The sequence below is a fragment of the Dietzia sp. UBA5065 genome, assembly GCA_002415925.1.
Classification (GTDB): Bacteria; Actinomycetota; Actinomycetes; order Mycobacteriales; family Mycobacteriaceae; genus Dietzia.
Map to the genome: position 1 here is coordinate 1,228 of DIAZ01000055.1, position 3,049 is coordinate 4,276.

Here is a 3,049-nt window from a genome sequence, read left to right on the forward strand (position 1 = left end):
CCGGCATCGAGGCCGAGGACATCCGTCGCGCGTGGCCCGCCATCCGAGACGCCGTGCGCAAGCGGACCCGCACCGTCGAGGTGATGCTCGCCGGAGCGACGGTCGCCGGGGTGGACGGTCGGGTCATCCACCTGGTGCACGACTACGCGCCGCTGGCCAAGCGACTCCTCCAGCCCCACAACGCCACGGCGATCACCGACTCGGTGACGGAGGTGGTGGGCGGGGACTGGACCATCCGCTGCACCTCGGGCGGGGTGCCGACGGGCGGGGCGGACGCCCCCTCGCCGGCCGCGGCTCCCGCTCGTGGGCCGGCCCAGGACGTGGGGGACGCCCCCGCCGCGCCCCAGCAGTCCGAGCCGCAGGGCTGGCAGCGGCGTGTGCGCGGAGGCGACGCCGGTCAGTCGCGGGGCGACGGGCGCTCCGGCGCGGGCGGGGACCCCGGTGGCGGCTACGACGACATGCCTCCGCCGCCCGAGGAGCCCGAGCCGGAACCCGGAGAACGGGACGGCCCGCCGGCCCGCCCGGTGAGCGAGGAGGACATGGTCGACGAGGCGCGCAGCGGCCCGCAGAACCTCGACCACCGCACCGGTGAGGACATCGCCCTGGCTCTGCTCAAGGAGCACCTCGGGGCCCGCCCGCTCGAGCGCTGACCCGGCCTGCCCACAGCGCGGCGGGGCACGGTGTCGGACGGTGCGGTTACCCTGGGTGTCGACCGACCGGGGCCGTCCCCGGCCACCACGGCACCCCGCCGAAAGGATCCCCCATGCAGCCCGGACCGGACATGAACGCCCTTCTCCAGCAGGCCCAGCAGATGCAGCAGCAGCTCGCCCAGGCCCAGCAGGAGATCGCCGCCAGCACCGTCGACGGGCAGGCCGGGGGAGGGCTCGTCACCATCTCCATGCGCGGCACCGGTGAGGTCACCGGCGTCACGATCGACCCGAAGGTCGTCGACCCGGAGGACACCGAGACCCTGCAGGATCTTCTCGTGGGAGCGTTCGGTGACGCCCACACCAAGGTGCAGGAGCTCGCGGAGTCGCGGCTCGGCCCGCTGGCCTCCGCCGGCGGGCTCGGCGACATGATGGGCGGCCTGGGCATGTGAGCCGGCGGGACCCGGAGCGATCCGGGATCCCGCCCGCGGGACCCGGCGACGTCCGGGTCCCGGCCCCCGGTGGCGCATCCGTCGCCGGGCACGAAGGAGCACGGGGACGGCGATGTACGAGGGACCGGTTCAGAACCTGATCGACGAGTTCGGCAAGCTGCCGGGCATCGGTCCCAAGTCCGCCCAACGGCTGGCGTTCCACCTGCTCCAGGCCGAGCCGGACTCGGTGGAGCGGCTGCGGTCGGCCCTCCGGGCGGTTGTCGACGGGGTCACCTACTGCGAGGTCTGCGGCACGGTGGCGGCGGGCGAACGCTGCCGCATCTGCTCCGACCCGCGGCGCGACCCGACCCTCATCTGCGTGGTCGAGGAGCCCAAGGACATCGAGGCCATCGAGCGCACCCGTGAGTTCCGCGGGCTCTACCACGTGCTCGGCGGAGCGCTCGACCCCATCAACGGCATCGGGCCCAACGAGTTGCGGATCGCCGGCCTGATGCGGCGGGTCGCGGAGGAGTCCCCGGGCGAGGAGATCGCCGAGATCATCATCGCGACGGACCCCAACACCACCGGCGAGGCCACCAGCACCTACCTCGCCCGGTTGCTGCGGCCGTTCCCCGATCTGGTGGTGAGCCGTCTGGCCTCGGGACTGCCCATGGGCGCGGACCTGGAGTTCGCCGATGAGCTCACACTGGGCAGTGCACTGTCGGGTCGCCGCATCCTCTCAGGTGGACCTGCGCAGGCCCCGCGCTCGGGCGGCGTGCTCCGGCCCGCGCAGATCGACTCGCATGTCCCGGAGCCGGCCCCCGAACCCCCGCACGCCGAACCATCCCCCGAGATCGGCTACCCGGAGTCCGACGCCTCAGAGGCCGAACAGTTCCGCGGCGTTGCCGTGCCACACCGCCCGTAGCCAGTCGTCGCCCATCCCGAGGCGGGCCAGAGACTCGAGTTGGTGCGCGTACGGGTACGGGATGTTGGGGAAATCGGTCCCCAGCAGGATCTTGTGCCCCAGATCGGCGAGCCGCCCGCGCTCCGAGCCCGGGAACGGCCACGACTTCTCGACGAAGTCCGTGAACGCCATGGTGGTGTCGAGGTAGACGTTCTCGTACCGCTCGGCCAGGTCCAGGAAATCGCTGTACTCGCCCATGCCCATGTGGGCGATGATCAACGGCAGGTCCGGGAACCGGTTCAACACCGCCGCGACCGGTTCCGGCCCGGTGAACGCCCCCGCGACCGGCCCGCCGCCGCAGTGGATGACCGTCGGCACGTGCGCCTCGGACAGCTGACCCCACACCCGGTCGAGCATCGGATCGCCCGGGTCGTACTCGCCCACCTGGATGTGGGACTTGAACACGCGGGCCCCGGCCTCGACGGCGTCGCGGACGTACTCGCCGGCGGTCGGCTCCGGGTAGAACGTCGCCGTGTGCAGGCAGTCGGGATGCCGGGACGCGAAATCCGCCGACCACGCGTTGAGCCACGCGCCCATCTCCGCCTTGTGCGGGTACAGCATCGACGAGAACGCCAGCACGCCGTACGAGCGCAGGCGCGCGACGCGCTCGTCCTCGGCCTCTCGGTAGGTGATCGGCCACTGGCGCCCGATCTTGGGGCCGGCGGCGTCGAAGTAGTCCCACACCTTCGCCATCACCCGGTCCGGCATGAAGTGCGTGTGCACGTCGATGATCCCCGGAAGACCTAGGGGCTCCCACAGGGCGCGCACCTGCGCCGCCTCGACGGCGGGATCGGGCGGGGTCACGGAGCCGGGGAGGGGAGCGGAGCCGTGGTGATTGCACATGCGTCCGAGGGTAGGTCAGTGGTGTCGACCGTCCGCCGGTTCGGGTTCCGGCCGTCCCGGCCACCCCCACCCGCCCCGGCTGATTCGCCTGCCCGGCCACACCCCACGAAATCCACCTATCCGATTCCGATCCACCTGCCGACCTCCATAGGTGGATCGCAATC

The 3,049-nt window shown here is 72.3% G+C and carries 2 protein-coding genes and 2 pseudogenes; 3 read left to right on the forward strand and 1 reads right to left on the reverse strand.

Translation table 11 applies throughout. From position 1 onward, the window contains the following. The 3 genes and pseudogenes from B4M60_RS03990 to recR all read left to right on the forward strand — a co-directional run. Positions 1–650: pseudogene (locus B4M60_RS03990) on the forward strand (DNA polymerase III subunit gamma/tau); the annotation flags it as partial. 113 nt (positions 651–763) lie between these two features. Then, a complete protein-coding gene (locus B4M60_RS03995) occupies positions 764–1,099 on the forward strand; it encodes a YbaB/EbfC family nucleoid-associated protein (RefSeq protein ID WP_291080507.1) in 336 nt (111 codons plus the stop codon). 112 nt (positions 1,100–1,211) lie between these two features. Next, positions 1,212–1,817, forward strand: a pseudogene (recR, locus tag B4M60_RS04000) (recombination mediator RecR); the annotation flags it as partial. Between the two features lie 138 nt (positions 1,818–1,955). On the opposite strand, the gene B4M60_RS04005 reads toward recR, so the two are convergent. Continuing rightward, complete coding sequence (locus B4M60_RS04005) at positions 1,956–2,885, reverse strand: amidohydrolase family protein (RefSeq protein ID WP_291080510.1); 930 nt, start codon at positions 2,883–2,885, stop codon at positions 1,956–1,958. Between the last annotated feature and the right edge of the window lie 164 nt (positions 2,886–3,049).

What these genes read in the sequence shown, in the direction of transcription:
- B4M60_RS03995 (WP_291080507.1), top strand. Translation starts at nt 764, where the DNA reads ATGCAGCCCGGACCGGACATGAACGCCCTTCTCCAGCAGGCCCAGCAG.
- B4M60_RS04005 (WP_291080510.1), bottom strand. Translation starts at nt 2,885, where the DNA reads ATGTGCAATCACCACGGCTCCGCTCCCCTCCCCGGCTCCGTGACCCCG.